Raw genomic sequence first — 26448 nt, 5'->3', positions numbered from 1 at the left:
ATAAAAAGATACAGTTTTGACTATTTCAATATGTCAGTAAGAGGTGCAGTATGAAAGAGTTAGTGATACATTTACGTGAAAACAGTCCGAAATATAAGCAAATTTACCTTTCCATTCGATCACTTATTGAAAATAAAGAACTCCAGCCTAACACTAAACTTCCTTCAATTCGTCAGCTTGCTGAGATTTTACATGTTAGTAGAAATACGACACTTGTCGCATATGAACAATTACTTGCTGAGGGTTATATTAGAAGTGAGCAAAAAAGAGGTTATTTTGTTGAAACTTTCGAGTCAGTCGATATACATACCCCGACATTGCATACCGAAAAGTACATATCTGAAGAATGTAATATTACGGTGGATTTTCGAGCAGGATCCGTTGATCAACATGCATTTCCTATAAAAGCTTGGAAACAATGTGTCAACGAAGTGTCGAAGGATGAAATTGTATATATGTACGGTGAACAACAAGGAGATAGGTTACTACGAGAAAAAATTGCAAGCTATTTATTGCAATCTAGAGGTATTCGAACTTCTGCTGACTCTATTGTGATTGGTAGTAGTACACAACAACTATTAATGAACCTAACCTTTATATTAAAGAGGGATTATTCTTCGATTGCCGTCGAGAACCCAGGCTATGATGGTGCTCGTGCTGTTTTTCAGCTTAATGGATTTCAGATTAATCCTATTGAAGTAAAAGAAAAAGGATTATGTATAAATCAGCTTGAACAGACGGATTCAAAGCTTGTGTATATTACCCCATCACATCAGTTTCCAACAGGTGTGACATTACCTATCGCAGAACGACTAAAATTATTAAAATGGGCGCGTACACAAAATGGCTATATTATTGAAGATGATTATGACAGTGAATTTCGGTATCAACAACAGCCAATCCCTGCTCTTTTATCGATTCAACAAGAAGCACGAGTCATTTATATAAGTACGTTTTCAAAAGCTTTTTTACCGTCGATTCGGTTATGTTATATGGTATTACCTTCTGAACTATTGGATCAGTATAATCAACAATTCGCTACTTTTGAACAAACAGCTTCTAGCATTCATCAACGGACGATGGCTCGTTTTATGGAACGTGGACATTGGGATTCACATATTCGGAAAATGCGTGCAACATACAAAAGAAAAATGCACGCGCTCGTTTCTTCCTTACACTTGGCTTTTGGTCAAGCCATTAGCATTATAGGAGCGCAATCTGGATTATATATATTAATTCAATTACACTCCACCGAAAGTGAAGAAAGACTAATACAATTAGCAATTGACCAAGGAGTTAAAGTATATCCTACTTCACATTTTTTTATTGGTAATCATCCACAAGAACCAATGCTTCAACTTGGTTTTAGTAATCTATCAATCGATGAATTACAGCAAGGTGTTCAGCTTTTAAAAAAAGCATGGCAATGATTAATTAACTGAATCAATTTCATAATTCAAATTTAAAGCATAAAACACGAACAATATTATAATGAAATGTATGATTATGTATAATATACTCTTCATATATCAGCATGATTTCCGCTATAGGCGGACGCTTTCCGCGGGGTGAGCGATGAGCCCTCACCGCCGCATTCGCGTCGTTTGCGATGGCTCATCTGTCTCACTCATCCCGCTGGAGTCGCCGCCTGTCGCTCCAATCAATAAATTAAGTATTGTTCATGTTTTAATAATTAAATGCTACTTTATGAAATTAACTCAACTAATACAACATATCTTTTCTTCTTTCATATTTCGACTAGTATTTAATTCTTTTATTACAAATATATTAAATTTATGATTCCCTACGTAATGTGACAAATTTTGCATTTTTTATGTCGTACAATGGACAAGTTGCTTCCCTACCTACTAGAAATTATCCTCAAGAATTGAAGCTAAATATACTATATGGAGGAAGTTTTTGTGAAAAGTTTTTTGAACCAAAAGGCATTATTGATTCGGATTGGAATCAAGAGGAAAGATATGTACAGAATGGCGAAAAAGCATGGATACACCCATCGAGTGGTCGTCTCTATCAGCCAAGAATTAGATCATCTACTTAATCAGTATCAAGACAAAGTATCATAATTAGATTGAATTCCTCACAAAATAAAACCGATTAGTCGTTTAAGCTGATCGGTTTTATTATGTGAAGCGAAAATTGAATCATAATATTCTTTTTTGCATAAATTCAGACGGATTTAATTCTTCAGATTCTATCACAATAGCAGTTAAACCAGTTTCAGTTGTTGTTTCATGACCTTCCCCTTTTTTCCAGAAAACTGCATCGCCGGCTTTAACCTTTACCTTGAATTCATCTTCCCCACGAACCCATCCTTCTCCAGCAATTACAAGAAGTAATTGAGGTACAACAGCTTCATGATAACCAACAACCCCATTGTTTTCTAAATACATACAACCAATATGTATTGGCTTCTCGGTTCTTACAATTCGAGACATGATAAAATTCGAGTTAAAATGTGAAATATTTTTTCCTACTTGTTTATCAAATTTATATAGTTCCAATATTATTTCCCCTTCAAATAAAATCTCTAACCTTGGATTACTTTAATACTTTTTCCACCTAAATATGCATGACCCATCTTCCATTTTGCTACAGTATTAAATCCATATTTTTGATATACTTTTTCAATTTTTTCATTGATAGGAAACACCCATAGGTTTTCTAACCCTTCTTTTAAAACTTCAACTTGGAGATATTGTATTAATTCTCCTATTAATCCTCTACCTCTAAATGTTTCTAAAGTAGCTACACTTTCCATACGAGCTTGGTTGTGATAACTAAAAATACAAGCAGTTGCACATGCAGTACCATTATAACGGAGTAGAAAGTGCTTAAAATTAGGATGATTAAATTCCTGTTCAAACGCTTTTTCTCTAACTTCTTTACCACCGAACTCTTTTATACTGCATTCAATGTTCAAAGCTTCTTCATAATTATCTTTCGTAACAATTTCAATCACTACATCCTTATTATTCTCTATATCTACAATTTTTTTATCCCACAGTTGAACTGGACTAATTAATTCTTCGAAGCCAAAACTATTTAACTTTAAAGTTGCAATTAGATTTTGTTGGTTGTCTAAATCGTATATATAAAATCTCGGTATAATTTTTTTAGTTTCATAATAACGAACTACTTCATCTATTAATTGTTGAGGTGATTCAGATTTTCTACTAATATGTGCATGGTTTGCATCATAATATGAGGGTTGATTTTCATTGCAAAATAGTGAACCCCAATTGGTTTCTGTTCGTCTACTAAAAGTTTCTAAATATGCAAATTCTAATTTTAAAATATCTTGATAAATCATCTAAAATTCCTCCTGTAATTAATTGAAATGCTACTTTTTATTAAAAAACGCTTTTCCTAGTGTTTCAACTGTCTTTGGGAAAATTGCATAAAGTTTACTCGTTAGACTCATATATGAAGGAAGATCTACCTCACGAACTGGATGTTCAATAGTTTTTATGATCGCTTCCACTACCTTTTCAGGTGATAAGAGATGTTTGCTAAGTTTGTCGCGATAATTGCCGGTTAGATCTGCTAGGTCAAGGAATGGTGTATCTATTGGTCCAGGATTAATTGTTGTGACTTGAATTCCATACTCTTTTAATTCCATACGAACGCTATTTGCGAATCCTAAAATTGCGTGCTTAGAGGCTGCATAGACTGATGCTTTCGGTGTAGCTACTTTTCCTGCTTGAGAAGCGACAAAAATAATATGTCCACTTCCTCTTTCTTTCATTTTCTCAGCAAAATACTTAGTCAGAATCATTGGAGCTATAACATTTACATGCATCATTTGTGTCATATCTTTTACTTCTAATTCCGATAAATAAGCAAATGTACCAATACCTGCACAGAGTACTATTGTGTCTGGAGTTTCCATCATTTGAAACAACTCTTCATAAGACTGTTCCTTTGCTAAGTCTGCTTGTATTGTATGTAAGCCAAGCCCATCTAGATGCTCCAAAACTTCAACATTGCGACCACTAGCCCAAATTGCATACTCAGCTGCGTGGAGTTTTTTTGCAAGCAGTAATCCAACACCACTTGTAGCTCCAGTGATAAAAATATTCTTACGCTTGGTCATATAACAAAATACCTTTCTCGTTTCGTCGTTCATTAATATAGCCTTCATCCATTAGATAATCGATTTGTCCTATCGTTTCCGAAAGAGTTAAACCTAATTCCTTTTCATATACTTTTGGAAAAAGTTGTTGAGTTAGCTGAAAAATAGTTTTTTCCCCTTCTTTCATCATGTCCAAAACTTTTAAAGCGCGTTCTCGCTGTTTTTCAAGTCTGCTACTAATTAACTCAGATACGTTGTATACTTCGTTTCCATGCCCACTAAATATCTTTTCTACAGGTAAAGTTTGGATTCGTTTAAGTGAGGCATTATATTGAAGCATAGATTTTGAACGCTCGCCCTTTAAATTGAGTGGTGGTTCAATTAGTGGATTTGAAGAAATTTTTTCCAGAATATGATCCCCGCCTATTAGAACTCCTGTTTTCTCCGACCAAAAAGATAGGTGACTTTGAGCATGACCTAATGTTTCCAATACGGTTAAATCGGGATGACCTGGAAGGATGTCACCATCTTTTAAAGGCTTTTCAAGTGGTCTGTTTCCGATAAAGTGAATCGGTCTTCTCATTTTTTCAACCCAATTGAAATAGCTCTCAGGTACTCCTTCCTCCATAAGACACTTTAGATAAAATTCATCATGAAAGCGGAAAAAATCAGCATCTCTTGTTAGCCACGGTTGATTGTATGCATGACCTAATATTGTAGCGTGTTCAAATGCATCGACCCATCCAGAATGGTCAGGATGGTGATGTGTTAAAAGAACTTGTTCTATATCTGATTGTGAGTAACCCGCTTCTTTTATGCCTGCTGTAAGAGCAACAAGCGCTTCTTCTGTTTTAGGACCAACATCTACTAATGTAAGTACATCACCTTTAATTAAATATGCATTTACATCCCCAACCGCAAATGGTGTTGGAATAGTAATTTTATGTATTGTCATATAAGAACTCCCCTTCTAATGAATGGTAATTCATTCTATTGTACATTTTTTTATTGGCAACGTCACTAATGTATCAGTAGAAATAGAGTTTAATCAAACGCTTCTACTATGCGAAAGCTATGCCAGTCTTAAGCGAGTAATAAGCTTTTCCTCGAGCAGTATCTGCATATCCGAGAGCCTGACACACCGATACGAGAGCAACATCCGCCGATGCTAGAGCAATACCCAGTCTTCCGAGAGCATTCCGCTAATACTAGACCATCTCTAGCTATCCGAGAGCACATCACTCTGATACGAGAGCAACCCCTTCTGTTGCGAGAGAATTGCACAATCATACGAGAGCAATCCACTTATACAAGAGCATTCTCTGGCTCTCCGAGAGCTCTACTCACCGATACGAGAGCAATCCCTGCTATTGCGAGAGCAATCCACTTATACGAGAGCAACCCCTGCTGTTGCGAGAGCTATGCCAAGTCATACGAGATCAACCTGCTTATCCGAGAGCTTTCGCTTGCTATCCGAGAGCTCAACCCACCGATACGAGAGCAATCCCTGCTATTGTGAGAGCATTGCCGAGTCATACGAGAGCAATCCACTTATCCGAGAGCATTCTCTGGCTTTCCGAGAGCACAACTCACTCATACGAGAGCAACCTCTGACGATGCGAGAGCTAAGTACTATCATCGGAGGAGCAACACGCTTATCCGAATCATTCTATATCTATCTGAGAGAACATCACTCTTATACGAAAGCAACTCCTGCTGATGCGAGAGCTTTGCCCGATCATCCGGAGAGCATTTTCCGTGCAATCTATTTATTTCTAATAACAACTCCATTTGATATTAACCTAGTCTTCTCATCTACATTTAATAATGAATTTGACTTTTACTCACAACAGTCCTATAATTTCATTAATTCAGAAAATAAAAGCCAAGATGAAGAACAGTAAATATATGATGGAGTTTAGAGAGTGAAATGACCCGCTGCAAGTTTCACCTCCCGCTCATATGTCGAACCTACTTCGGAGCTACTATGAAAACATAGTCGTGTCCTTCGCGATAAGAAGGATTAAGTTGTGCCGATATTTTCGGCAAATTTAGGTGGTACCGCGGAAATCATTGCGTTTTCGTCCTTATGATATATAGGACGAGAGCGCTTTTTTTATTTTTAAAAGGAGGAATTCATATGACTAGAATTGTATTTGTCGGTGCCGGTGCTATGGCTGAGGCTATTATTCATGGATTAACAAAGCAGGAGAAAATTTCTCCGGAAAACATTCATGTGATGAATAAGTCGGATGTGGAACAGCTTCAACAATTAAAAAAGGCATATAATGTAGAGATTGTTTGTAAAGAGAAAAAAGCATTATGTGAAGCTAATATTGTTTTTTTAGCAATGAAACCAAAAGATGCTAAAGATGCAATGACAGACATTGCTCCTTTTTTAAAAAAAGATGCAACGATAATTTCTGTGATAGCTGGTGTAACGATACAAACGATTACAAATTATTTAGGGAGTCGTCCAATTGCGAGGGTTATGCCGAATACTTCTGCTGCTGTTGGTTTGAGTGCTTCGGCTGTTAGTTGGAATGAACTTGTAACAGATAAAGAAAAACTTTTAATAATCGATATCTTAGAGTCTATTGGAACTGTTAAAGCCGTAAATGAAGAAGACTTGCATGTAGTTACTGCACTTTCGGGGAGTGGTCCTGCTTATTTTTATTACTTTGCAGAGCAATTTGAAGCGGCCGCTATACAGCATGGTTTAGAAAAATCGGATGCCCGCCAATTATTTATTCAGACGATGGAAGGTGCAGCACAAATGATGAAAAACGGAGAATTCGAACCAGAAGAATTGCGTAGAAGAGTCACAAGTCCTGGTGGCACAACAGAAGCAGGGTTGGAAAAGCTAATACAACATAATGTAGGAGAGGCTATTTTTGCTTGTATTGATGCAGCTCAAAATAAATCGCGACTGCTAGGAAAACAGTACGAATAGATTAAAGTAAATGGCAGAACGAGACCAAAATACTTTAATCGAGACCAATTTTCCTAAACCGAGACCAATCGATAAGAAAGGACTGAACGAATAATGGATAACTCCTATTTTGTAGGTTGGGGTACGCTTGCCCTCATTAATGCAGGAATTGCACAAGGGAAAAATAGAAGTGGACTTAATTGGTTCTTACTTTCCCTGATTATTGGACCAATCGCAACACTAAGTTTAGTCATTACAGATAAAAAATATAAAGATTCCGAGTGATTGTATCAGCGCTCGGAATCAGTTATTTTATTTAATGTACCATTTGACCAATCATACTCTGCGAAATCTTCTGCAATATAAATTGGGAAATCAAAATGATCCACTTGATTTAACATTTCTGTTAAATGGAAAGGTAAAAATCTTGCACTTATATGATTAACGATCAAATGTTTTGCATTCGCTTCTTTACAAACATTCGCCGCATCTAAAATAGTAGAATGACCATATAAACCTGCTAATTCAGCAGTGTCCTTATCGAAAGTAGCCTCATGTATGACGATGTCTGCGCCTTTACTAAGCGAAATAGAATTCTCACAATATTTCGTATCACCTAGTAATGCAATTTGGAAGCCATCTTTTGGCTCTCCAGTTACATCTTTACTTAAAACTATACTTCCGTCTGGAAGTTCAATATCATGACCTTCTTTTAATTGTTTTAACAGAGGGCCTCTTGGAACTCCTAATGCGTCTGTTTTCTCAATTATCAATTGTGGTTGGAGTGGTTTCTGCGTAACCTTAAAACCAAAACAAGGTATTACATGTTCAATCGATTTTGCTTCTACGATAAATTGAGCATCTTCAAATATTATTCCATCTTCAATTTCTATAATGGTTAGTTTATATTGTAAGTATGTGCTCGATGTAGCAAGCGTTAATTCAATCCATGCCTTTATACCTTTTGGACCATATATTGTTAGTGGTGCATCTCCTCCTAAAAATGAACGAGAGCCTAATAATCCTGGTAAGCCATAAATATGATCTCCATGTAAATGTGTTATAAAGATTTTTTCTAATTTACGAGGTTTTAATGTCGTATGAAGAATTTGATGTTGAGTAGCTTCTCCGCAATCAAAAAGCCAATACACTCCTCTTTCCTCTAGTAGTTTTAACACCGTTGCAGTTGTGTTTCGCCCTTTAGACGGCATTCCTGCTCCAGTTCCTAAAAATAATAATTGCATTTTCTCACCTATTTTCATGGTCATCTAAAAAATCTTTACTAAAACTCGTCTTTGACTCTAATGATGATTTCTTTTTGATTTTGATTCCTCTTTTTATACTTTCTGCACCAAATTTTTCTTGTAACTGTTCTACAAGCTTTAATATAGGCTCTTCTTTTGCATGTTCTTCAAAATTAAATATGGATAGTTGCTCCACATACTCACCTTTATCATGAACATTATTTACAGTTACACCAAGTAAACGAATAGGTTCTCCATCCCAAGTTGAGTGAAACAATGTTTTAGCAAGATGAAATATTTCCTTTTCTTCAAACAACCGATTATTGATTGTTTTACTTCTTGTTTTATTTTTCCAGTTTGCATCACGAATATGAATGGTAATCGAACGTCCCGCAAGATTTTTTGCATCAAGTCTAGCAGTTACTTTTTTAGACAATCGTAATAACACTTTCTCAATTTCCTTTATATTCGTTTCATCATATGGCAAAGTAGTGGAATTTCCGACGCTTTTTGTATCAAAAATAGAAGTAGGATCAACTGGCCTTTCGTCTATTCCGTTCGCTCTTTCAGAAAGTCTTATTCCTACTTTCCCTAACTTCCCCTTCATTATACCCAATGGAATGTTTGCCAAATCTCCGATTGTTTTAATATCTATTTCCGAGAGCTTTTTTGCGGTACTTTCCCCTACACCATGCATTTCGATAACAGGAAGTGGCCATAACTTTTCTGCTACTTCTCGCTTTCTCAATACGGTAATGCCCATTGGTTTTTTCATATTGGATGCTGTTTTGGCTAAAAACTTATTCGGTGCTATTCCTATAGAGCTTGGTAAATCTAGTTCACGAATCAATCTCTGTTGAATGGATTCAGCAAATGTTATAGCGTCTATTGACAAATCAAGTTCACTTACATCCATATAACCTTCATCAATAGAAACTGGTTCCACGAGTTGAGTATAAGATCTGAGAATATCAAACATCGCTTTCGAAGCAATTCGATATCGTTCAAAGTTTGGAGGGAGTAAAATAATTTCTGGACATTTACGTTTTGCTTCCCAGACAGACATAGTTGTATATACACCTTTTGCACGCGCCTCATAAGAACAGGTAACTAAAATTCCACGGCGTTCCTTGGGGTTTCCTGCAATTGCGATTGGTTTTCCTTTTAGAGAGGGATCGTGTGCTTGTTCGACAGAAGCATAGAAGCTGTTCATATCTAAATGAAATATAATTCTGTTTTTTCTCTTCAACTTCATCTCCCTCTCGTATGGAAAAAAGGTAGCTAAGTTAAGCTACCTCGAACTTGTTATTTAGCTATGTTATCAGCCATAGCTAACTCCTCTTTTTTCACTGACTCTAAATATGACTGAATATCTTTAATACCTTCAATAGAGCGAACTAGGATTGAAGGATCCACAATCGTAATCATTCGGTTTTCTAAATTTGCAACTCCTGTAAAATATTGCGTTTTTGTATAGTTTACTAATCCAATTTGCTTAATATCTTCGGATGCAATATCTAAAATTTCTTTTGCTTCAATTACAAGAAGCCCAATCGACATATCCTGTGTGTGCATTGTGATAATTCGTGCTGATTCAATATCAGCACCTCTTCGATTATACAAAATTTGTTCAAAATCAATTATTGGAACTAACTCACCACGAATTTTCATCAAGCCTATTAAATAATTTGGCAAATGTGGTATTGGATTAATATGCTCTAATTTTTCAATAGAAATAACATGATCGATTGGAACCGCATAATCTTCGTTACCACATTGAAAAACAACTACTTTTTCACTAGACAATCAATTGTACCCCCTATTTGAATTATTCTGCAGCTACTTTCACGATTTCTACAAGTAAATCTGCAAGTTTTTCTAGCTCTTCTACTGGCATGCGCTCGTTTGTTGTATGAATTTCTTCATAACCAACAGACAAAATTACTGTGGGAATTCCGAATCCAGCAATGACGTTTGCATCACTGCCTCCGCCACTAATTTTAATATCGGCAGTTCGACCAATACTTTCAACTGCTCGTTTTGCTACTTGCACTACTTGATGATCTTCTTCAAAGCGGAATCCTGGATACATTAACTGTGTTTCTGTTTCAGCAGAACCGCCATGTTTTTCAGCAGTTTCACTAAATACTTGAACCATATGTGCCACTTGAGCATCTAACTTTTCTTTATTAATCGAACGAGCTTCTGATAATATATGCACTTCATCACATACGATATTTGTTGCTTGACCACCTTCAAATCGTCCAATGTTAGCAGTAGTTTCAGTGTCAATACGACCTAGTTTCATCGCTGAAATAGCTTTTGAAGCTAATGTAATGGCTGAAACCCCTTTTTCAGGAGCAACTCCTGCATGTGCTGTTCTACCTTTAATAGTTGTCCAAAGTTTTGATTGGAATGGAGCTGCAGTCACAATGCCACCAACTGTTCCATCACTATCAATTGCATAACCATATTTTACTGTAAGTAGGGATGGATCTAATTCTTTCGCACCAACAAGTCCACTTTCTTCTCCAGCAGTAATAACTACTTGAATATCTCCGTGCTCTATATTTTCTTCCTTTAATCGTCTGATTGCTTCAAAAAGAGCAGCGATTCCCGCCTTATCATCCGCACCTAAAATGGTAGTTCCATCCGAATAAATATACCCATCTTCTTTTAATATAGGCTGAATACCTTTTCCAGGAACAACTGTATCCATATGAACCGTAAAGTAAATAGAATCTGCATTTGTTTTTGTCCCATTAAGCGTTCCAATTAAGTTTCCAGCACCATGTCCTGTTTTTTTAGCTGAATCATCTTGAATAACTGAAAATCCCAATTGTTCAAGTTTACTCATTAAAACTGGAGCGATTAATTGTTCATGTTTAGTTTCCGAGTCGATTTTTACTAGTTCAAAAAATTCTTCTATTAAACGATTCATCTTATTTTCAGACTCCTTTTATAGTGGAATATTTCCATGTTTTTTGTTAGGACGTGATTCTTTTTTATTTCGCATCATTTCCAATGCTTGAATAAGTTTAATACGTGTTTCACGAGGGTCGATTACGTCATCCACCATTCCCATTGACGCAGCAACATATGGATTGGCGAACTTTTCACGATATTCTTCTATTTTTTCCTCACGAACTTTTTCTGGATTATCACCGTTTGCAATCTCACGCGCAAAAATTATATTCGCTGCTCCTTGAGGTCCCATTACTGCAATTTCTGCATTTGGCCAAGCAAATACAACATCCGCGCCAATTGATTTGGAATTTAGCGCAACATAGGCACCACCGTATGCTTTACGTAAAATTACAGTCATTTTCGGAACTGTCGCTTCTGAATATGCAAATAAAATCTTTGCTCCATGACGAATAATTCCACCATGCTCCTGCTTAATACCTGGGAAGAAGCCTGTAACATCTTCAAACGTAATAATCGGAATATTAAAGGCATCACAAAATCGAATAAATCTTGCTGCTTTGTCACTTGAATCGATATCAAGTCCACCAGCCATTACTTTTGGTTGATTGCATACAAGCCCTACTACTTCCCCTTTAATACGGGCTAATCCAATGACGATATTCTTAGCAAATTCTTTTTGTACTTCCAAGAAAGAGTCGGCGTCTACAACTTGTTCAATTACCTTACGAATATCATAAGGACGAATAGCTTCAAATGGAACAATATCTGCTAAATCAGGGCGATCATCGTTTCCACTTGCTACTTCTACAATTGCGGGTTTTTCTTCAAAGTTTTGAGGTAAATAACTAAGGAGTAAACGTACACTCTCCAAAACTTCTTCTTCCGTTTTGCCGCGGAAATGCGCATTACCACTAATCGTATTATGTACTTTAGATCCACCTAAGTCTTCAGCTGAAATTTTTTCACCAGTGACCGTTTCAATTACTTTTGGCCCCGTGATGAACATTTGACTCGTTTCGTCAGTCATAAATACGAAATCTGTAATTGCAGGAGAATAAACAGCTCCACCAGCACATGGTCCTAAAATTACTGAAATTTGAGGAATGACTCCAGAATAAATAGCATTTCGATAAAAGATTTGACCGTAACCGTCTAATGATACAACACCTTCTTGTATACGAGCACCACCCGAATCGTTTAAACCGATAAACGGAGCTCCATTCTTGGCAGCCAAATCCATAACGTTTGCAATTTTTAACGCATGCATTTCTCCAAGAGCTCCACCGAAAACAGTGAAATCTTGTGAGAATAAATAAATTGGACGACCATTCACTTTCCCGTACCCAGTTACTACTCCGTCACCAGGGCCTTCTTGCTTGTCCATACCAAAATCAACTGTACGGTGCTGAATAAAAGGGCTTAACTCAACAAATGACCCTTTGTCCACAAGAAGATCAATACGCTCTCTTGCAGTTAGTTTTCCCTTTTCATGCTGCTTTTCAATGCGAGCGTCTCCGCCACCTAATTCTATTTTACGTTTACGATCGTATAGATCATTAATTTTTTCATAAATATCCATCTGTTTACTTCGCTCCCCCTGTTTTATCACATAATTCATACAAAACTCCACCGGATGATTTTGGATGAATAAATGCTACTTGAGCCCCATGAGCTCCTGCTTTAGGCGTTTCTTGAATAAGCCTAACCCCTTTTACTTTTAGCTCATTTAATCGTTCTTGAATATTAGACACTCCGAAAGCAATATGGTGAATGCCTTCCCCTTTTTTCTCGATAAACGAATGAATCGTACTTGTTTCATCCAATGGTTGAAGTAATTCTAAGTTCAAATTTCCACTGTCAATAAAGGCAACACGAACTTTTTCAGATGGAACCTCTTCAATATGTATAAGTTTTAGCCCTAAAGTTTCTATATAATAAGGCAGCGCATTTTCAATACTTTTTACTGCTATCCCAATATGATCAACTTTCTCCATTTTTCCCAACACCCCATATATTAAGACTATATCTTCTATTGTACATATTTCAAAAAAAAATCGCTACCTCTTGTGCTTTTTTTCGAATTTGTTAAAATAAAGGTAATTGTTAAAGGAGAGAAGTTCATGGGCAATCAAAAATTTCGTAAAATTATCGTATATTTAATGGTTTTAATCATGGTTATGTCTTCATTACTATTTGGATTGAGCTTTTTCCTGTAAGATTAAGAAATGCATAAGGCGCCAAATCCCCGTGATAAGCAAATGATATATCCTGAATAAGCAGTTTCTCAATTTCCGATGAGAATAATCATTTGAACTTGAACGGTCGGCGCCAGAAATCTAAACGAATACAGAGTAAAACAGCGGAGGCAATTAAATGCTTCCGCTGTTTTTATTTCTTAATGAAACAAGACGACTCCTTTCAGTTCGCTTTTTAGAAATAGTGCTCGTAACACAAGAGTCGTTGAACCTTCGCGCTTGCCGCACCTAGCATGAGCCAACTCGTGCTACGCACGAGTGGGTCTCATGACTTCGGCTCATGCGGCCCGGCGCGCTTCGGCATAAGCGTCTGGCTATTTTATTTTGTGAAAGGCTATTCCAAATAATAAAAAGTATTTCCCTTATTACTAAAGGTACAATAGAACAGATGCATAGTGTTGCTAATATCCATTCAACCAATGATCACCATTACCAATTACTAGACAGTCAATCATTAGACGAATCATGGATTTTAACCTATAGAAGATGCAAGATAAAACTTGATTGAATGCATCATTTTTAATTAATTAGCTAGCTCTATTAGATTGTAGCGAAGGGCGGCGACTCCAGCCGGATGAGGGAGACAGATGAACCATCGCAGGCGAACGCGTAGCGTCGGCGATGGTTCATCGCTCCTCCGGCGGAAAGCGTCCGCCATGCAGCGAAGAATCCCGGCAGTCAACTAAGATGCACTGTATCTAAAGTAAGACAGAAAAATAATGTACATTAACCTAAATGCATTTAATTGGGAAAAACATGATAATCAACAATCATGATTTGATACAAAAAAAGATGCCTACAATTGAGGCATCTTTTTTCCTTTAGATCTCTTCGCAATGTTCTTCAAACAATGCTTGAATATGTGTAATGACAGACATTGGATCATGCCCTTCGATTTCGTGACGCCCTACTTCTGCTACTGCTTGACCATCTTTTAATAATACAAATGAAGGAGAAGAAGGTAAATGCTCATCTCCGAAATGGTTACGTGCTTGTTGAGTTGCTAATTGATCTTGACCTGCAAAAACAGTTACAAGATGATCCGGTCTTTTATCATAATGAACCGCATTTGCAGCTGCAGGACGAGCAATTCCTCCTGCACATCCACAAACGGAGTTAATCATTACTAGTGTTGTTCCTGAACGAGCAAATGCATTATCCACTTCTTCAGGAGAAGTCAATTGTTCGTATCCGCTTGCTTCCATCTCTCCACGTGCTTGCATTACCATATCATTCATCAATAAATTAAAATCCATATTCATAATTAAACGCTCCTTTCCAAACTATTTTTATCTTAGCAGATTATTGGTTAGAATTCGAGGAAAATAACTCTTCCACTGCTTGTGAAACCGTTACTTTCTCTTCCCTCACTAATCTTTCTAACTGTGTCATTGATTGTTTCTTTTCTCGTGATGAAAAAAAATCTTCATACAAACGATCAATTATCATTGATTTGAACCACTCCACAGTTTGCTCTTTTCTTCTGTTTTGCCAAACATTACTTTCAATCATTTCTTTCTTAAAAGCTTGGATTGTTTCCCAAACCATATCTAGACCAGTATTAAATAAAGAAGACACTGCCAAAGCAGGTGTAGTCCAGTTTGGCGAAGATGGTGCTAAAAAGTGTAGAATTTGTTTATATTCTGCGACTGTCTTTTTAGCTAATTTTTCATTTGCCCCATCTGCTTTATTTACTATTATGGCATCAGCAAGTTCCATAATACCTTTTTTCATACCTTGTAATTCGTCACCTGCACCAGTTAGTGCAAGAAGTAAAAAGAAATCTACCATTCCACGAACAATCGTTTCACTTTGGCCAACGCCAACTGTTTCTACTAAGATAACATCGTAACTAGCTGCTTCACATAAAAGCATCGTTTCCCTAGACTTTTTGTGTACTCCACCAAGTGTACCTGCGGATGGGGAAGGTCTTATAAAAGCATTTGGATGCTTTGCGAGCCCCTCCATTCGAGTTTTATCACCAAGAATACTTCCACCTGTTAGTTTTGAACTAGGATCAATGGCAAGTACTGCTACTTTATAGCCTTTGTCGCATAACATTGTTCCAAATGCTTCGATAAAAGTACTTTTACCTGCACCAGGTACACCAGTTATACCAATTCGAATACTGTTCCCCGTATATTGTAATAATGACTTTAATAACTGTTGGCCAATCGCCTGTTGGTCACTGACTGTACTTTCTATAAAAGTAATTGCCTTCGCTAAATGAAGCCTGGAGCCTTTTCGAATTTCACGTACATATTCATCTTGATCAATAACTAGTGCTTTCTTTTTTGAGAACTTTTTTACAGAGGCTTTTCCCATACCATCATGCTGAGATTTAATCCCATTCATCACATGCATCGCCGATTGGTTTGTTTTATCCGTTTCAGCCATTAGCCTTCCACTTCCTCGTAACCCAATCTTCTATATATTTCTTCAATTACTTTTTGTGCAGCAACCGGAATAACAGTTCCAGGTCCAAAAATAGCGGACGCACCGTTTTCACGTAAGAAAGCATAGTCCTGAGCAGGAATTACTCCACCAACGACTACAAGTATATCTTCACGACCCAGTTTCGCTAATTCTTCTCGTAATGCAGGTACTAAGGTCATATGACCAGCCGCGAGCGAACTTACCCCAACAACATGTACATCATTTTCTACAGCTTGCTGCGCTGTCTCTGCTGGCGTTTGAAATAAAGGACTAATATCTACATCAAAGCCTAAATCAGCAAAAGCAGTCGCAATTACTTTTGCACCACGATCGTGCCCGTCTTGACCCATTTTCGCAATTAAAATACGAGGTCGTCTGCCTTCATTTTCAAAGAAGTCTTCAGCCATTTGTTTAACTGCTTTAATTTCCTCAGCATCACTAAAGTTTGCACTATATACACCACTCACGGAACGAATCACCGCCTTATGTCTTCCAGCTACTACTTCAATTGCATCGGAGATTTCTCCAATCGTTGCACGTTTTCTAGCTGCGTCTACAGCTGCTGCTAATAAGTTTTCATTGCCTGTTCGAGCAGCTTCCGTTAATGACGCAAGTGCTTCTTGTACCGCTTTATTATCTCGATTTTCTTTTACTTGGGCTAAACGTTCCATTTGTTTTTTACGTACAACCGTATTATCAATATTTAAAATATCAATTGGATCTTCTTGATCCAAACGGTATTTATTGACTCCGATAATAATTTCTTTAGAAGAATCAATTTGTGCTTGTTTTTTAGCTGCTGCTTCCTCGATTTTCATTTTCGGAAGTCCAGTTTCGATTGCTTTTGCCATACCACCAAGCTCTTCAATTTCTTCTATAAGAGACCAAGCTTTTTCCATTAGTTCGTTCGTTAATGTTTCCACATAATACGAACCACCCCATGGATCAATTACTTTCGTCATATTCGTTTCTTCCTGCAGAAATAATTGCGTATTACGCGCAATACGAGCGGAAAAATCAGTCGGAAGTGCAATAGCTTCATCTAAGGCATTCGTATGAAGAGACTGTGTATGTCCCATTGCGGCAGCATTTGCTTCAACTAAAGTTCTTGTCACGTTATTAAATGGATCTTGTTCCGTTAAACTCCAACCCGATGTTTGCGAATGTGTTCGTAGTGCTAATGTTTTTGGATTTTTAGGATCAAAACTAGCCATCATCTGTGCCCAAATTCTACGAGCTGCACGCATTTTCGCTATTTCCATGAAATAATTCATGCCAATTGCCCAGAAAAATGAAAGTCTGGGAGCAAAAGAATCAATTTCAATGCCTGCTTTTAATCCGGTACGTACATACTCCAAGCCGTCCGCTAATGTATAGGCAAGTTCGATGTCTGCAGTTGCTCCTGCTTCTTGCATATGATAGCCAGAAATCGAAATAGAGTTAAATTTTGGCATATTCTTAGCAGTGTATGCAAAAATATCAGCAATAATTTTCATCGACATTTCAGGTGTGTAAATATATGTGTTACGAACCATGTATTCTTTCAAAATGTCATTTTGAATTGTCCCTGAAAGTTTGTCAGGGGTTACTCCTTGCTCTTCCGCAGTCACGATATAAAAGGCTAAGATTGGAAGTACTGCCCCGTTCATCGTCATCGATACAGACATTTGGTCAAGTGGAATACCATCGAATAAAATCTTCATATCTTCTACTGAATCTATTGCAACTCCTGCTTTACCTACATCCCCAGTTACTCGTTCATGATCCGAATCATAGCCACGATGTGTTGCTAAGTCAAATGCAACAGATAGCCCTTTTTGGCCCATTGCTAGGTTTCTTCTATAGAATGCGTTACTTTCTTCTGCAGTAGAAAATCCTGCATATTGACGAACAGTCCATGGTTTTGCCACATACATTGTTGGATATGGTCCCCGCGTATTTGGTGCTATACCTGGAAGGTCATTTAAATGCTGCAGATTTTTATTATCGGATTCATCATAAATTTGCTTTAACACAATTCCTTCATTTGTCATAAATGTAGAAGTTTCCATTTTGCCGGGATTCATTGTTTTTTCTAATATATCGTCAATGGATACATTCGAATAATTAGGCGTTGTCATGAGAATCCTCCTTTTTTGCAAGTGCTAATAATGCATTACCTTTTTCAAGTAGGGATTGACCAGCAAAAATTCTTCCGGAAAGCCCAGCATCTAACCAATCTTCATATTCATCAAATTTACCAGCTACGTCCATTGGAACAGATAATTGTTCATTTAACAAGGCTGGGACTAAACCAGCTGTTTGTTCATCGTTCCCAACAAATACAACATATTCTATTCTCTGTTCATCGATCCATTTTTGAAGATCAAATGGTTTTAAGTTTTCAGGAGCAACTATTGGAGAAATTCCTAAAGCGATTAGATAACTACTAACAAAATCCATACGTGCCTTGTACTCTTTCAGTATTCCATAAGGAATAATTGCAGTTTTAAGTGGATTATCTTTAAACGATTTACGCATTTGTTCAAATGGCTCTGCAAGCCGTTTGTAATCTGTTGGAATCAATTCATTTTCCAAATTATCTTCTGGATTCGCATATACATTTGTTCCAATAAGTGATTTTTTACGAGTAGAAAGTGAAGTTAGTTGCTGTTCCCATTTAAGAGCTGCTCGTTTATTTAGTTTTAATTCTCTTTCTTCTAGTGTACTCTCATTCATTAGCTCTAAAAAGTATGTCCAACTTTTTTCCACAAGTTCTTTGGTTATTGTTTCTATATAATAAGAGCCTCCAGATGCATCTAGTACTTGGTTAATATGCGTTTCTTCTTTTAGAACTAATTGCATATTTCGAGCGATTCTTTTAGATGTTGGATTGGCACCTGTTAAATAATCATGGGGATAAGTTGTAACACTGTCAGCCCCTCCAAGTACTGCTGCAAGTGCACTATTACCTGCTCGAAGAATATTTACATTCTTATCTAATGTTGAGAATGACCGTAAAGAAGTTTCAGCGTGTACTGGTATAGCAGCAATTTCTGAATTCCCATGAGCTTCACCAAATGCCTTCCAAAGAATGCGAAATGCACGTATTTTAGCAATTTCCATGAAAAAATTCGTATCAACGGAAAATTGAACAAATCCTTTTTCACTAAGATGATCAAGATCTGAAGCAGCTACAATTGCATCCGCTTGTACAAGAACGCTTGCAAGCTCACTTACAGCATCTCCGCCGTTTTTATGAATACGCGACCCATCTAAGAAAAAAGTACGGGCATTTGTGAAATGATGTGTTCCTGCTCCCTTTATCATTCCTTGTAAATCAGTTAAATTATGTAAAAATGAAGAATTACTTGATACATCAAGTAACACAGTTTGTCCTTCTAGAATAGTTTTCAGTTCCTCTATATCCGATGAAGACCAATTATCCTTTAGATCCAGTTTGAAGTTGATCACATCGTTTCCTTTTGCTAGTGATTCTTTCATGTCTGCTAAAATCTCTTGACTTGTTTGTCCAGTCACAGTTTGCGCTACAAGCCAAGCAGAAGATTGTTTTGATTGGCGAACAATATTAGTTTGATTCGCAGGAATATCCTTTAAATCCGCTATAGAATAAAGCGGTTTCAAAATAATTTCTTCTAATGTTTTTGTCGAAAGAGACTCAAGTGTTTTTCCTTTTAAGGATTTAATAGCAACTTGTTCCCATTCTGCAAGCGTAGCTTCTTTAAATGTCGTTTCCTTCATCTTTTGAATAGTCATATGAACGCTTTCGCTTCCCCCTTGTTAAATCATAAGTACTATCTTCATTTTACACATGCTCATATCTATAAACAATATGCATATATTTTGTAGACATAATAATTTTGGTTGGAGAGTGCTTGAGTTGAATGCATTCATTCTTGGTGGATTTCTTTTCTTTAGTGTCAGTGCAGGTGGAGGTATTGCATGGTTAGTTTCAAAAATATTTCATGGTTCAAATGAAGGGTTGGCACTATTATGCGGGGGATTTTTAGTAGGTTTGCTAACGCTCGATATAATTCCATCTGCATTAAAAATGTACCAATTTTCAGGAATTATTCTCGGGGTACTTATCGGATACATTTTTCTTGTATTTGTGAACAATTTTCTCTTTGCATCTAAATCACGTAAACATTCCGTCTATTTGCTTACACTTGCCTTGTTCATACATACAATCCCACTAAGCTTGGCTATCGGAAATTTGCTTGGGAATTCTACTTTCGCTGTCTCCATTACGACCTCAACAATTCTACACCATGTCCCAGAAGGATTTGCGCTTACTTCAGCACTCCTCTCCCAAGGTAAAAAACTAATGATGTTATTTCTTTGTTTCATCAGTTTATCGATTTGCTTTAGTACTTTTATTTGGATTGGACATCACGTAAATCTTACCATTAGGGCAGAAGGTGTTCTTTTAGGGACATCCATTGGACTGATTGCGGTTACAAGTGTAAAAGAGTTTATTTTGATAAATATACGCGTTGTCTCGATAAGGATGTTTTTAACATTTTTCATAACTGGCTTTCTCTTAAGTGTTATATTACATATAGTATTTTAAGTAAGTGAATCTACTTCTAATTGTTTAATTATTTTTGCAGGATTTCCTCCAACCACAACATTATCTGGAACGTCTTTAGTAACTACGGAACCGGAGGCGATGACGACATTATTACCTATTTTAACTCCAGGATTAATGACTGCTCTTCCACCAATCCAGACATTGTGACCAATATTTACTGGTATTCCGTATTCTGCACCGGATATTCGTTCAGTTGGATTGAGTGGATGAGTCGCTGTATAGATGTGTACGCCCGGTGCTATAAAGCAGTTATCACCTATACGAATTTCACACACATCTAAAAAAACACAATCGAAATTAGCATAAAAGTTCTCCCCAACATGTATGTTGTAACCATAATCACATCGAAATGTTGGTTCTATAAATAAATTTTTTTCTGTTGAACCGAACAATTCTTTTAATATTACAGCTCTTTTATTTTCTTCTGTTTCATCAGTTTGATTGTATAATCTGGTTAACCTTCGTGCATTTATTCTATCTTTTAGTAATTCAGGGTCAGCTGCAATATAAAGTTCGCCATTCAGCATTTTCTCTTTTTCAGTTTTCATTTTCTCAATCTCCTTTTAATTCAAAAATTAAGTAAAAAGTAAATAAAATTGTTGCCGGTAAAAACAGCTCGCTTTCCAAGGATTGAAAAGTCGAGCTGCCGCTTCTCCAAGCAACAACCTAAGAAATTGCAATTTCTCTTGCACCTTCAATTAACAATATCGTTGTTCTAAATGATAAAATGAAAAATGCGAAACTTCTACGGAAATTTGAACTTGAAGAATTATTACTTAAATATAACTTTATTTAGCTTCTTCAATTAATTCTTCTAAATAATCTTTAGCAGGTGCGGGATGCGTGTATCTCCCCATTGCTGTTTTATGTTTTCTTAAACCCAATTTCTCGTAAAATCCTTCTTTACCATGTGTAGCAGTGAGTTGGAGAAAGAAAATATCACTACATTGTGTTAAAATATCCGTCATTATTTTATTACCTATACTCTTACCTTGAAAATCAGGGTGAACAATTACATCATAAATGCTACCATAAAAAACCCCATCCGTAACAACCCTGCCACAACCAATTAGTTTCCCATCTAAATAAGCAAGTGAAACTAAATAACTTGCACTAAACGCTTTTTGCAGCTTATTTTTCGGAAAACTGTCCCATTTAACATCTAGAAATAGCTGCTCTAGCTCATCCCAATCTAATTTATCAAGTGAATTAACAATTGAAACTTGCGATGCTATGTTTAAACTCATTTTCATCCCCCTAAAAAATCTTCCATAATACTCTCGTACAGTTTAATATTCTATAAATTAGCTAACGATTCCTTTATCTTCTTTATGTTAGGTTTTTTCAGGAATAAACCTATGTACAAGAGGGAAATTCCAATCATTAATAAGACCCCTATATATACAGACATCATTGTAGGAATTAAATATGCACCAATAATGATTGTTGAGCGAGCGATTAGGTCAGCTCCGCTAAATGAGAAATTGGAGAATGCAGAGTAAGATCCCCTTTTATCAGCTGGAATCATATTTGCTTTCTCCGTATTTAGAACAGGAGAATAAATTAGTTCACCAATTGTTGCAATGAAATTAAACAAAATGAGTATGTACCAAATGTTCGCCGAAGTGACTGTGATATACCCAACACTATATACAATTAGTCCAACTAACAAGACCTTTCTCTTGCTAAAGTGGTCTGTAATTTTATTGATGAAAAACGTAAAACAAACAACAAGAAGCATATTCTCTATATTGAGAATACTTAACATGCGAACCCCTGCTACTTCAAAGTTTCCAATGTTTATGGATTTAAATGTTTCTGCTAGACGAACTCCTATATAACTATTTAATGAGAATTCCGCAGCAAAGATAAACATAGAGCCAACTACTACTTTAACAAAAGGTATATCTTGAAAAGCCACTTTATAATTCTGGATTAAATCCATAAACACATTTTGATGTTGCTTTTCTATTCTTTTAGTATTATCAGCTATTAACCAAATCCGATAAGCAATTGGTAGACTAAAAGATGTAATCGTGAGTAATGCAAATAGCTCAATTTGATGATTTACATATAACAAACCACCTAATGCAGCTCCTATAGCCATGGATAAATTCACAAGCCAATAATCTAGTGCATATACCTCTTTTCTATTTTCAGGTGTAGTGGAGTCTATTATTATTGCATGCATTGCTGGTCGTCCAAGACTACTTGTTACAATGTATGCAACATAAGAGAAAGCAAAAAGCCAAATTATATTCTCTTTAGGAAATAAACTAATTGTCATTAATAAAAACATTAAAGCACTTAAGAACGAAGTAAATACCAATACTTTCTTTCGTGGGAAACGATCCGAAATATAACCACCAATCAAGTTAACAAAAAAGCTAATGATCACAGTAAATACTAGAAAAAGTCCTGCCCAAACCTTATTCATTTCTTGAGAGAAGAATAAGGCCATAAATGGCATTACTGCAGATGATACTGCACGATTAAAAAAAGATGTAATAAGACGAACTTTAATATTTTGCGGATATTTTTTCCATTTCATGTTGTGTCCCTCCTCTGTCTTATGTATATTAAACTAGACGTATAAATTTAAAAACGGACATTATTTATTTTTATGTCCACTTATTTATAAGGAGAACATTAGATGGATAAACATTTATTGACACTATGGAACTCTGTGCCTTCAGGTGGTATTAAACAAGAAGAAGTAGCAGAAATACTCCAATTGAGTACGAAACAAACTGCGCGTTATATACAAAAATGGTCTTCTGAGGGATGGCTACAATATACTTCTGGTCGGGGAAGGGGGAATGTTTCCAAACTTCACTGGATAAAAAATGTGGAAATTATTTTTGAGGAACAAGTTACTAAAATGATCGAAGATGAACCTGTAGAATTAAGTAGTAAGTATCTAATATTTGATTGGTCGTCAGATAGCAGACTTCGCCTTATGAATAAGTTTCGCTCCAAGTTTGGTTACGTTCAAACAGCAAATGATAAACTTGTTATTCCAAGACGATATCCATTTTTGACCATACATCCATTAGAAGCTGCAGATGTGAATAGTGCCAGTATGGTTGCTAATGTTTATAATCGTTTAGTTACTGTAGATGAACAAGGAGTTGTTTTACCTGAACTGGCACATAGCTGGGACCTTACCCCCACAAAAGCTCGTATTTATTTAAAAAAAGATATTAAATTCCATGATGGTTCTATACTAACTGCTGAAGATGTGGTCTTATGCTTAGATAACTTACGCAACTATAAACAGTATCAAGAATTGTGGGAGCCTATCCAAAAAATAGAAGTAGCTGCTCCTCTTGTAATTGATATCTATTTTTCTAGCGAATGTAGTTATTGTTTACAATTACTAGGTACGATGAATGCCAGTATTTATAAAGAAAATAATGGTAAAATATTAGGCACAGGTTGTTTTTATCTAGAAGAAAATAGTGAGCATAAAACTACATTAGTAGCATTTAAGGAATATTTTGGAGAAAGACCATTATTAGATGTTGTAGAATTCATACAAGTCCCTCAGGATTTCGACATTGTCTATCGATCATCCGCTCAAGTAGAATCTCATCCTACTTTTCAAGTAGAAAGTGATTCAGGTTTCGGCGTAGTAATTATGAATTCTTTTAGAAATTCACCGATACAACATAAAGAAGTTCGTGATTATTTGCATTATATTATTGCAAAGAACCGTCATAATATAAGTGAGGTAGATCCACGTAAATTACCGAATCACCAAGGATGTCTCATCCGAGAAAGTAAATACAATACTATCCCAGTGGTTAAAAAGCCTAAATTTTCAGAGCCTCTTGTTTTAAAGCTGACGAGTTATACTGAAAATACATCGATGTGGTTAAAAGATATCTTGGAAGAAGAAGGAATTCCCATCATTACTAAATGGGTTTCATTTAAGGACACAGTTTCTAACAATACAGACACTGAGGAAGTTGATCTTTTTATACACGGAGAGGTGTTCGAGATGAATCAAAACTTTTCTTTCTTTTATTTCCTACTTAATGGGTATTCAAAATTAGCTTACATTCTAAAAAAGGACAAAAAGTTAAACAGTTTAATTAAGGAATACCTTTATACTCCATTTGAAAAATGGACATCCCTAAATCTAACGGTGGAAGAAGCTTTAATTAGCGAATCTATAATGATCCCATTATATTACGCTAAACGCCAAATTCCTTTTTCGGCAGACTTAATGAATATAAATATTAAACATTTTGGTTATGTAGATTTTTCAAAACTATGGGTTAAACCAATAATTAAAGGAAAGTAATTATAAAGCTTGTAAGTTGCTAATTATAGCTTTCATTCGATTAATCGCATGAAAAAATATAGAAGGAAGTGGTACATTTAATTCCCTCTACATTTTTTTTGGAAATCTTTTAACGGAATTTTGTCTGTCATTAACTAGGAGTGTAAGAGACACGCTGATTATGGGTTATGTTGGAATCGTAATAGTAAAGGTTGTTCCTTCTCCTTTTTTACTTTGCACATCAATTCTTCCTTTCATTTTTCCAATCGTTCCATATACCATCATCATACCAAGACCGGTTCCTTCTTTTTTATTAGAATAATATGGCTTTCCTAATTGAAGGATCTCTTCTTTTGACATTCCAATACCGTTGTCTTGTATTCGAATAACTATATTCTTGCCTTGTTCAGTTACCTCGATGGAGAGATTACCTCCATCTTCCTTCATAGCTTCAATCGCGTTTTTCAATATGTTGATTAGACATTGTTTTAACTGGTTTTGATCAAACTTTTTCATGAGAGTATTGGAAAAATGATAGGATATTTTAACATTATTGAGATTGGCAAATGGTAACAATACATTTTTTACATATTCAAACTCTTTTTCAAAATTGGACTGAACCATATGCTCTGATTGAGGTTTAGCAAACGCTAAATAATCATTTAAAATATTTTCAGCTCGAATCAATTCTTTTAAAGAGTAATCTAAATATACTTTATCTTCGTCCTTGACAGTTTTCGATACACTCAATAATTGCAGAAATCCTTTTGTTACGGTTAGAGGATTTCGAATTTCATGAGAGACACTAGCAGAAAGTTCACTTATGACATGGAATTGTTCCGCTTGGAGAAAGTTTTCACGATTTTTAAAGTTAGCAATGATTCTTTCAATCATAATTAAGTCAATGGCTATGACAATTCCATGCGTTGTTATCGAATATAAAGCTAGAGTCCAATACTCGACATTTAGTTTTTCAAAAAATGAAGATAAAGTTAGTAAATAAAATACCATAGTCAATACAGCAGCAATTACCCCTGTGATAATTCGTTTTTTTGTATTAAAAACAGTAAATCTTTTAGTCATTAATGGTAATAATGTAAAAATTACTGTTGAAAAAGCAAATGATTGAAACGTACCGTCTCCTCCAATAACTAAGCGGTATATGTTCAAAATAAGATAAAGTGGAAATGCCCCTTTATAGCCTCCATAAAGAGCTACAATAATAAATGGGACATATCTCAAATCAAAAAGAAAACCAATTTCTAATCTTATAGGATATAACATACATAAAAACATCGAAACTGCGAAAAAGAAGAGGAAAAACAAATGGTCATAATCCTTCTTATTTGTGTCAAAAAAGACCACAATCAGAAGTATAGGAAAAATTAAAAATAAGATGTTAACTAAAAATGTTTCTAACATTAGATTTCTTCCTTTCCCCAAATAAAATTATCGGTACAAGGAGAATCTGACTTCTGTCTACCTCATCTAAGAATACGATAATATAATTACAAAAAACTGTATGAAAAACTACAACCCAAAAATTATACCATACATGTAATTTTGAGAATGAAGTATTTTAACTAATGGCGAATTTTTCACCGCTAATACGCCCTATAATATTTCGAGTAACGGACAAAATGTTGCGCGTAACTTGTAAAATGCACACATAACA

The 26448-nt window shown here is 35.9% G+C and carries 26 protein-coding genes and 1 other annotated feature; of the genes, 8 read left to right on the top strand and 18 right to left on the bottom strand.

Going from position 1 to position 26448, the window contains the following annotated elements; genetic code table 11:
- Positions 1–50 precede the first annotated feature (50 nt).
- Together pdxR and ACTSKG_RS02620 are read left to right on the top strand one after the other, a co-directional pair.
- Complete coding sequence (gene pdxR, locus ACTSKG_RS02625; protein ID WP_464756600.1) at positions 51–1430, top strand: MocR-like pyridoxine biosynthesis transcription factor PdxR; 1380 nt, start codon at positions 51–53, stop codon at positions 1428–1430.
- A 477-nt stretch (positions 1431–1907) separates the two neighbouring features.
- Entirely contained in the window at positions 1908–2087 is a 180-nt protein-coding gene (locus tag ACTSKG_RS02620) for an aspartyl-phosphate phosphatase Spo0E family protein (RefSeq protein WP_464756599.1), read from the top strand.
- Between the two features lie 78 nt (positions 2088–2165).
- Here the strand turns inward: ACTSKG_RS02620 and ACTSKG_RS02615 are convergent, their stop codons facing one another.
- From ACTSKG_RS02615 to ACTSKG_RS02600, 4 genes are read right to left on the bottom strand one after another with little or no spacing between them, the layout of a single operon-like run.
- Positions 2166–2525: a cupin gene (locus ACTSKG_RS02615; RefSeq protein ID WP_464756598.1), complete on the bottom strand. Its 360-nt coding sequence runs from the start codon at positions 2523–2525 to the stop codon at positions 2166–2168.
- Positions 2526–2551: 26 nt separating this feature from the next.
- Complete coding sequence (locus ACTSKG_RS02610) at positions 2552–3334, bottom strand: GNAT family N-acetyltransferase (protein ID WP_464756597.1); 783 nt, start codon at positions 3332–3334, stop codon at positions 2552–2554.
- 30 nt (positions 3335–3364) lie between these two features.
- The gene (locus ACTSKG_RS02605; protein ID WP_464756596.1) at positions 3365–4117 is read right to left on the bottom strand and encodes an SDR family NAD(P)-dependent oxidoreductase; all 753 of its coding nucleotides are present in this window, start codon (positions 4115–4117) and stop codon (positions 3365–3367) included.
- Entirely contained in the window at positions 4104–5051 is a 948-nt protein-coding gene (locus ACTSKG_RS02600) for an MBL fold metallo-hydrolase (protein ID WP_464756595.1), read from the bottom strand. Before ACTSKG_RS02600 ends, ACTSKG_RS02605 begins: the two co-directional genes overlap by 14 nt.
- Positions 5052–5712: 661 nt before the next feature.
- Here ACTSKG_RS02600 and ACTSKG_RS02595 point away from each other — a divergent pair.
- The 3 genes from ACTSKG_RS02595 (at position 5713) to ACTSKG_RS02585 (ending at position 7313) form a co-directional block, all read left to right on the top strand.
- Positions 5713–6000 (top strand): hypothetical protein, encoded by a 288-nt coding sequence (locus tag ACTSKG_RS02595; RefSeq protein WP_464756594.1) that lies wholly within the window; start codon positions 5713–5715, stop codon positions 5998–6000.
- Positions 5975–6188: a binding site (T-box leader), on the top strand. Its footprint overlaps the gene before it by 26 nt.
- 48 nt (positions 6189–6236) lie before the next feature.
- On the top strand, positions 6237–7049 hold the full coding sequence (proC, locus tag ACTSKG_RS02590) for a pyrroline-5-carboxylate reductase (RefSeq protein ID WP_464756593.1): 813 nt from the start codon (positions 6237–6239) through the stop codon (positions 7047–7049).
- Positions 7050–7142: 93 nt separating this feature from the next.
- Complete coding sequence (locus tag ACTSKG_RS02585) at positions 7143–7313, top strand: hypothetical protein (RefSeq protein WP_464756592.1); 171 nt, start codon at positions 7143–7145, stop codon at positions 7311–7313.
- Positions 7314–7318: 5 nt separating this feature from the next.
- Here ACTSKG_RS02585 and rnz read toward each other — a convergent pair whose 3' ends face one another.
- From rnz to mce, 6 genes are read right to left on the bottom strand one after another with little or no spacing between them, the layout of a single operon-like run.
- A complete protein-coding gene (rnz, locus tag ACTSKG_RS02580) occupies positions 7319–8272 on the bottom strand; it encodes a ribonuclease Z (RefSeq protein ID WP_464756591.1) in 954 nt (317 codons plus the stop codon).
- A 4-nt stretch (positions 8273–8276) separates the two neighbouring features.
- Positions 8277–9527 (bottom strand): DNA polymerase IV, encoded by a 1251-nt coding sequence (locus ACTSKG_RS02575; RefSeq protein WP_464756590.1) that lies wholly within the window; start codon positions 9525–9527, stop codon positions 8277–8279.
- A 50-nt stretch (positions 9528–9577) separates the two neighbouring features.
- The gene (locus ACTSKG_RS02570) at positions 9578–10078 is read right to left on the bottom strand and encodes a chemotaxis protein CheW (RefSeq protein ID WP_464756589.1); all 501 of its coding nucleotides are present in this window, start codon (positions 10076–10078) and stop codon (positions 9578–9580) included.
- A 22-nt stretch (positions 10079–10100) separates the two neighbouring features.
- Positions 10101–11213: a M20/M25/M40 family metallo-hydrolase gene (locus ACTSKG_RS02565; protein ID WP_464756588.1), complete on the bottom strand. Its 1113-nt coding sequence runs from the start codon at positions 11211–11213 to the stop codon at positions 10101–10103.
- A gap of 18 nt (positions 11214–11231) precedes the next feature.
- The gene (locus ACTSKG_RS02560; protein ID WP_464757948.1) at positions 11232–12779 is read right to left on the bottom strand and encodes an acyl-CoA carboxylase subunit beta; all 1548 of its coding nucleotides are present in this window, start codon (positions 12777–12779) and stop codon (positions 11232–11234) included.
- A gap of 4 nt (positions 12780–12783) precedes the next feature.
- Positions 12784–13194: a methylmalonyl-CoA epimerase gene (gene mce, locus ACTSKG_RS02555; protein ID WP_464756587.1), complete on the bottom strand. Its 411-nt coding sequence runs from the start codon at positions 13192–13194 to the stop codon at positions 12784–12786.
- Between the two features lie 126 nt (positions 13195–13320).
- On the opposite strand from mce, the gene prli42 reads away from it, so the two are divergent.
- Complete coding sequence (gene prli42 / locus ACTSKG_RS02550; protein WP_464756586.1) at positions 13321–13416, top strand: stressosome-associated protein Prli42; 96 nt, start codon at positions 13321–13323, stop codon at positions 13414–13416.
- An 860-nt stretch (positions 13417–14276) separates the two neighbouring features.
- Here prli42 and ACTSKG_RS02545 read toward each other — a convergent pair.
- Genes ACTSKG_RS02545 through ACTSKG_RS02530 form a run of 4 tightly spaced genes read right to left on the bottom strand, consistent with a single transcriptional unit; the run spans position 14277 to position 19647 of the window.
- Complete coding sequence (locus tag ACTSKG_RS02545; protein ID WP_464756585.1) at positions 14277–14717, bottom strand: BrxA/BrxB family bacilliredoxin; 441 nt, start codon at positions 14715–14717, stop codon at positions 14277–14279.
- Positions 14718–14757: 40 nt separating this feature from the next.
- The gene (gene meaB / locus ACTSKG_RS02540; RefSeq protein ID WP_464756584.1) at positions 14758–15852 is read right to left on the bottom strand and encodes a methylmalonyl Co-A mutase-associated GTPase MeaB; all 1095 of its coding nucleotides are present in this window, start codon (positions 15850–15852) and stop codon (positions 14758–14760) included.
- Positions 15852–17957 carry a methylmalonyl-CoA mutase gene (gene scpA, locus ACTSKG_RS02535; RefSeq protein ID WP_464757947.1) on the bottom strand — a complete coding sequence of 702 codons (2106 nt, stop codon included), beginning with the start codon at positions 17955–17957 and terminating at the stop codon, positions 15852–15854. Before scpA ends, meaB begins: the two co-directional genes overlap by 1 nt.
- Before the next feature lie 40 nt (positions 17958–17997).
- Positions 17998–19647, bottom strand: a complete 1650-nt coding sequence (locus ACTSKG_RS02530; protein WP_464756583.1) for a methylmalonyl-CoA mutase family protein — start codon at positions 19645–19647, stop codon at positions 17998–18000.
- 115 nt (positions 19648–19762) lie between these two features.
- On the opposite strand from ACTSKG_RS02530, the gene ACTSKG_RS02525 reads away from it, so the two are divergent.
- Positions 19763–20464, top strand: a complete 702-nt coding sequence (locus tag ACTSKG_RS02525) for a ZIP family metal transporter (RefSeq protein ID WP_464756582.1) — start codon at positions 19763–19765, stop codon at positions 20462–20464.
- On the opposite strand, the gene ACTSKG_RS02520 is transcribed toward ACTSKG_RS02525, so the two are convergent.
- From ACTSKG_RS02520 to ACTSKG_RS02510, 3 genes are all read right to left on the bottom strand, one after another.
- Entirely contained in the window at positions 20461–21033 is a 573-nt protein-coding gene (locus tag ACTSKG_RS02520; RefSeq protein WP_464756581.1) for a maltose acetyltransferase domain-containing protein, read from the bottom strand. The genes ACTSKG_RS02525 and ACTSKG_RS02520 overlap by 4 nt on opposite strands.
- Positions 21034–21273: 240 nt before the next feature.
- Positions 21274–21732 carry a GNAT family N-acetyltransferase gene (locus ACTSKG_RS02515; protein WP_464756580.1) on the bottom strand — a complete coding sequence of 153 codons (459 nt, stop codon included), beginning with the start codon at positions 21730–21732 and terminating at the stop codon, positions 21274–21276.
- A 50-nt stretch (positions 21733–21782) separates the two neighbouring features.
- Positions 21783–23036 carry an MDR family MFS transporter gene (locus ACTSKG_RS02510; RefSeq protein ID WP_464756579.1) on the bottom strand — a complete coding sequence of 418 codons (1254 nt, stop codon included), beginning with the start codon at positions 23034–23036 and terminating at the stop codon, positions 21783–21785.
- Positions 23037–23138: 102 nt separating this feature from the next.
- Between ACTSKG_RS02510 and ACTSKG_RS02505 the strand changes: the two genes are divergently transcribed.
- On the top strand, positions 23139–24794 hold the full coding sequence (locus ACTSKG_RS02505) for an ABC transporter substrate-binding protein (protein WP_464756578.1): 1656 nt from the start codon (positions 23139–23141) through the stop codon (positions 24792–24794).
- Positions 24795–24959: 165 nt separating this feature from the next.
- Here ACTSKG_RS02505 and ACTSKG_RS02500 read toward each other — a convergent pair whose 3' ends face one another.
- Positions 24960–26195, bottom strand: coding sequence for an ATP-binding protein (locus ACTSKG_RS02500; protein ID WP_464756577.1), 1236 nt, complete (start codon positions 26193–26195; stop codon positions 24960–24962).
- Between the last annotated feature and the right edge of the window lie 253 nt (positions 26196–26448).

Source organism: Psychrobacillus syltrankelensis, from assembly GCF_055454035.1.
The sequence above is the reverse complement of the archived record's forward strand: the minus strand, read 5'-3'. Positions and strand labels throughout refer to the sequence as shown.

Coding starts and splice junctions, on each gene's coding strand:
- pdxR (WP_464756600.1), top strand. CDS start 51: ATGAAAGAGTTAGTGATACATTTACGTGAAAACAGTCCGAAATATAAG.
- ACTSKG_RS02620 (WP_464756599.1), top strand. CDS start 1,908: ATGGAGGAAGTTTTTGTGAAAAGTTTTTTGAACCAAAAGGCATTATTG.
- ACTSKG_RS02610 (WP_464756597.1), bottom strand. CDS start 3,334: ATGATTTATCAAGATATTTTAAAATTAGAATTTGCATATTTAGAAACT.
- ACTSKG_RS02605 (WP_464756596.1), bottom strand. CDS start 4,117: ATGACCAAGCGTAAGAATATTTTTATCACTGGAGCTACAAGTGGTGTT.
- ACTSKG_RS02600 (WP_464756595.1), bottom strand. CDS start 5,051: ATGACAATACATAAAATTACTATTCCAACACCATTTGCGGTTGGGGAT.
- ACTSKG_RS02595 (WP_464756594.1), top strand. CDS start 5,713: ATGCGAGAGCTAAGTACTATCATCGGAGGAGCAACACGCTTATCCGAA.
- proC (WP_464756593.1), top strand. CDS start 6,237: ATGACTAGAATTGTATTTGTCGGTGCCGGTGCTATGGCTGAGGCTATT.
- ACTSKG_RS02585 (WP_464756592.1), top strand. CDS start 7,143: ATGGATAACTCCTATTTTGTAGGTTGGGGTACGCTTGCCCTCATTAAT.
- rnz (WP_464756591.1), bottom strand. CDS start 8,272: ATGCAATTATTATTTTTAGGAACTGGAGCAGGAATGCCGTCTAAAGGG.
- ACTSKG_RS02575 (WP_464756590.1), bottom strand. CDS start 9,527: ATGAAGTTGAAGAGAAAAAACAGAATTATATTTCATTTAGATATGAAC.
- ACTSKG_RS02565 (WP_464756588.1), bottom strand. CDS start 11,213: ATGAATCGTTTAATAGAAGAATTTTTTGAACTAGTAAAAATCGACTCG.
- ACTSKG_RS02560 (WP_464757948.1), bottom strand. CDS start 12,779: ATGGATATTTATGAAAAAATTAATGATCTATACGATCGTAAACGTAAA.
- mce (WP_464756587.1), bottom strand. CDS start 13,194: ATGGAGAAAGTTGATCATATTGGGATAGCAGTAAAAAGTATTGAAAAT.
- prli42 (WP_464756586.1), top strand. CDS start 13,321: ATGGGCAATCAAAAATTTCGTAAAATTATCGTATATTTAATGGTTTTA.
- ACTSKG_RS02545 (WP_464756585.1), bottom strand. CDS start 14,717: ATGAATATGGATTTTAATTTATTGATGAATGATATGGTAATGCAAGCA.
- meaB (WP_464756584.1), bottom strand. CDS start 15,852: ATGGCTGAAACGGATAAAACAAACCAATCGGCGATGCATGTGATGAAT.
- scpA (WP_464757947.1), bottom strand. CDS start 17,957: ATGAATCCCGGCAAAATGGAAACTTCTACATTTATGACAAATGAAGGA.
- ACTSKG_RS02530 (WP_464756583.1), bottom strand. CDS start 19,647: ATGACTATTCAAAAGATGAAGGAAACGACATTTAAAGAAGCTACGCTT.
- ACTSKG_RS02520 (WP_464756581.1), bottom strand. CDS start 21,033: ATGAAAACTGAAAAAGAGAAAATGCTGAATGGCGAACTTTATATTGCA.
- ACTSKG_RS02515 (WP_464756580.1), bottom strand. CDS start 21,732: ATGAGTTTAAACATAGCATCGCAAGTTTCAATTGTTAATTCACTTGAT.
- ACTSKG_RS02510 (WP_464756579.1), bottom strand. CDS start 23,036: ATGAAATGGAAAAAATATCCGCAAAATATTAAAGTTCGTCTTATTACA.
- ACTSKG_RS02505 (WP_464756578.1), top strand. CDS start 23,139: ATGGATAAACATTTATTGACACTATGGAACTCTGTGCCTTCAGGTGGT.
- ACTSKG_RS02500 (WP_464756577.1), bottom strand. CDS start 26,195: ATGTTAGAAACATTTTTAGTTAACATCTTATTTTTAATTTTTCCTATA.